Raw genomic sequence first — 2,627 nt, 5'->3', positions numbered from 1 at the left:
GACGTGGGGGGTGCGGGTCTTCTTGTCGAGCATGTACAGGTTGCCGTTCAGGTCCGGCACGTACAGGCGCCCCGAGTTGTCGGGGACCTCGCCGACGTAGTTGATGCGGTTCCACCGCAGCAGCCGCGGGTCGGTGGGGGTGCCCGTCGGGGTCGACTTCGGCAGCTGCGCGACCTCCTGGAGGACGAGGCCGAGGCCGGACGGTGCGGGGTCTTCGGGGATCGGGTCGAGGATCGGGGCGTCGTCCCGGGCCAGCGCCGCGGGCGGCACGCTGAGCAGCGGCAGCATCAGCGCCGCGATCGCGAGGAGACACCAGGTGAGCTTACTTCGCATTCCAGCCGTCCTAGGGTGGGGATCGGTGGCAGGAAAGCGCTTTCTGGAAGCGCTTTCCAGAAGGTACGACTGGGCTCGGCCGACGTCAAGGACGAATTTCGGACGAGCCGGATGTGGTCATCTCGTCGCGACCGCTCCGGGGGAACCACGCGTGGACCAGCGTCGCGGCCGTGGAGACGACGAGACCGACGGGGGCGGCGGCCGCGTGCCCGGCCAGGGTCAGCCCCACGGCCACCGCCGCACCGGGCGCCCAGATCCACGTCGCCACGGGCCGTCCCGCGCGCCCGCGCCGCCTCCGCCCGAACTCCGCCGCCATCGGCGGAACGAGCGCAGGCAGCGCCGCCGCGAGCACCGTCAGCCATTCGAGCAGCATCCGGTCGACCCGCAGCGCCGCGAGCACGGCCCCGGGCACCGCGATCGCCAGCACCGCCGCGACCCGCCGCCCCTCCACCCGCGGCCGGAACCGGCCGAGCGTCCTCCCGTCCCCCGAACCCGCATCCTCTCGCGGGACGGTGGGGCGGGGGAGGAAGCGGTCGACGGCGAGGGCGCCGGAGTGGACGGCGGCGAGGGTCGGGGCGATGACCGACGCGGCGACGAACAGGTTCGCGGCCGGCAGCCCGCCGGGCCCGGCGAGGACCGCGACCACGTCGGTGGAGCCGCTGGCCGCCGCTACCCCGGCCCCGACGACGGAGGCCGCCAGGGCGGGGACGACCAGCAGCGCGACGCAGGCCGCGAGGTCGCGGCGGCCGCGCAGTCCGACGGTGAAGTCGGGGGCCCGCACGGCGAACACCGACACGTATCCGATGTACCCGGCGAGGTCCGCGGCGAGGACGCCCGGCGGCCCGTCGCGGGAGAGCGAGACCGGCGACGCGGGCGGCGCGAGCCTCACCGCGACGATGCCGATCAGCGCGACCGCGGTGAGGGTGGTGGCGACCGCGACCGCGTTCCACCGCCCACCGCCCGCCACCAGCACCGCGACCGTCGGGACGGTCAGCGCCGCGACCCCGGCCGCGTCCGGGACTCCGCCGAGCGCCGCGGCGGCCGCCCCGCCGAGGCCGACGTTGAACCCGAACCAGCCGACCATCGCGACCGCGAGCAGGACGGTGAAGGCGCGCTCGGCGACCGGGGGGAGGTAGCGGGGCGCGAGGTCGGCCATGGCGGCGTTCTCGCCGGCCGGCTCCCGCAGGCCGAGACGTCCCTGCGCGGCGAGCAGCGCGGCCATGACCGCCCCGCCGACCACCAGGACCGGGACGGGCAGCGCGCCGCCGTGCCGCCCGCCGACCTGCGCCCCGAGGACGAGCGCGCCCGGCGCCGTCCCGATCCCGAGCCACGCCCCGGCCGCCGCCCGCCACGTCCGCCCCCCGCCGGGGCCGGACGCGCGCGGGCGCGCCGGAGCGGACGTCACGCCCCGTCTTCCTCGAGGACGTGTTCCTCGTAACGCGCCATCGTCAGGGCGAGGGCCTCGGGGCCCGGCATGGCCCACAGCGCGTCGTTGAAGATCTCCACCTCGATCGGGCCGGTGTAGCCGGTGGCGTCCACCGTCTCGCGGAAGCGGCGCAGCTCGATGCGCCCGTCACCGAGCATGCCGCGCCCGGTGAGGACGCCCTCGGGCAGCGGCGTCACCCAGTCGGCGACCTGGAACAGCGAGATCCGGCCCTCGGCGCCCGCGCGGGCGATGCCGTCCCACACCGCCGGGTCCCACCACAGGTGATAGGTGTCGACCATGACGCCCACCTGGGAGGACGGGAAGGGCGCCGCGAGGTCGAGCGCCTGCCCCAGGGTGGAGACGACGCAGCGGTCCGAGCAGAACATCGGGTGCAGCGGCTCGATCGCGAGCTGGACGCCGTGCTCGCCCGCGTAGGGCGCGAGCTCGGCCAGGACGTCGGCGACGCGCGAGCGCGCCCCGTCCAGGTCGCGGGACCCGTCCGGAAGGCCGCCGCTGACCAGGCACAGGGAGGGCGCGCCCAGCTCGGCCGCCTCCTCGACGGCGCGGCGGTTGTTCTCCAGCGCGTCCGGCTCCTGGAAGAAGCCGCCCCGGCACAGGGACGTGACCGCCAGCCCGTGGTCGCGCATGAGCGCGCCGGTGCGGGCCAGGCCGTACTCGGCGACGGGCTCGCGCCACAGCCCGACACCCGTCACCCCGGCGGACGCGCAGCCGGCGGCCAGCTCCTCCAGGGGCCAGTGCCTGGTCGTCCACTGGTTCAGGCTGAACCTCTTCACGCGCCCGCCCCCATCACGCGGCTCCCTGGACGGTCAGCCAGGCGCGCATCCGGTGCGCGCCGAGCTGGTCGAGC

Annotated in this window: 2 protein-coding genes and 1 pseudogene; all 3 read right to left on the bottom strand. The window is 76.1% G+C overall.

The annotated features are described in order from the left end of the window. A pseudogene (locus AB0C69_RS40970) lies at positions 1 to 333 on the bottom strand (hypothetical protein); the annotation flags it as partial. 85 nt (positions 334 to 418) lie between these two features. Further along, positions 419 to 1,738, bottom strand: coding sequence for a hypothetical protein (locus tag AB0C69_RS40965; RefSeq protein ID WP_360362023.1), 1,320 nt, complete (start codon positions 1,736 to 1,738; stop codon positions 419 to 421). Further along, positions 1,735 to 2,553: a sugar phosphate isomerase/epimerase family protein gene (locus tag AB0C69_RS40960; protein WP_360362020.1), complete on the bottom strand. Its 819-nt coding sequence runs from the start codon at positions 2,551 to 2,553 to the stop codon at positions 1,735 to 1,737. The genes AB0C69_RS40965 and AB0C69_RS40960 overlap by 4 nt, the downstream gene beginning before the upstream one ends. Between the last annotated feature and the right edge of the window lie 74 nt (positions 2,554 to 2,627).

It is taken from the genome of Actinomadura sp. NPDC048032 (genome assembly GCF_040653175.1).
Taxonomy (GTDB): domain Bacteria; phylum Actinomycetota; class Actinomycetes; order Streptosporangiales; family Streptosporangiaceae; genus Spirillospora; species Spirillospora verrucosospora.
The sequence above is the reverse complement of the archived record's forward strand: the minus strand, read 5'-3'. Positions and strand labels throughout refer to the sequence as shown.